The 846-nt window shown below is 62.4% G+C and carries 1 pseudogene; it reads left to right on the top strand.

Going from position 1 to position 846, the window contains the following annotated elements:
• Positions 1-798: pseudogene (locus IHV84_RS20200) on the top strand (GNAT family N-acetyltransferase); the annotation flags it as partial.
• Positions 799-846 lie beyond the last annotated feature (48 nt).

Here is an 846-nt window from a genome sequence, read left to right as displayed (position 1 = left end):
CAAACTTCTACTGCCTCCCCGGCAGAGCCGGGGGGCCTCCTTTTGGTAGCTAGCGGCAGCGCCACACCGCGCACGGGCTGGACGCCGCGCTTCCTCACCCTGTGGGACGCGGGGGTGCTGGTGGCCGCCTGCCCGCTGTACCTGAAAACCCATTCGTACGGCGAATACGTATTCGACTGGGCCTGGGCCAGCGCCTACGAGCAGCACGGCGTGCCGTATTACCCCAAGGCGCTGGTGGCCGTGCCCTTCACCCCTGTGCCGGGCTCCCGCTTGCTGGCGCGTGATGCCACCGCGCGGGCACAGCTGGTGCAGGCTGCACGCCAATGGTGCATTGAAGAAGATATCTCGTCATTGCACCTGCTGTTTGCGGCAGAAGGAGACATTGCCACCTGCGCCGACCAGGGCCTGATGTTGCGCCACACCGTGCAGTTCCACTGGCAAAACATGGCGCCTGTAGCACCTGTTGTGTCTGGCGAAGCAACGTCGGAATGGCTGGCAATGCCAAATCGCTTCACCAGCTTTGACGACTTTCTGGCCAGCCTGGCCCAGGAAAAGCGCAAGAAGATCAAACAAGAGCGACGCCGTGTGACCGATGCAGGCGTGACTTTTCGCTGCCTGCAGGGCAAGGACATCAGCACAAGCGACTGGGATTTCTTCTACCGCTGCTACGAACGCACCTACCTCGAACACGGCAACCCGCCTTACCTGAGCCGCGCCTTTTTTGCAGACATGGCGCGCACCATGCCCGAAGCGTGGGTGCTGTTCATTGCCGAGCGCGATGGCAACCCAATTGGTAACCATCCCCCGGCAAAGCCGGGGGCATTCGGGATGTGAGCCGCTCAAAGC

The organism is Acidovorax sp. IB03, assembly GCF_016406015.1.
Lineage (GTDB): Bacteria > Pseudomonadota > Gammaproteobacteria > Burkholderiales > Burkholderiaceae_C > Acidovorax > Acidovorax temperans.
Note: the sequence above shows the minus strand (reverse complement) of the source record. Positions and strands in the feature narration are given on the sequence as shown.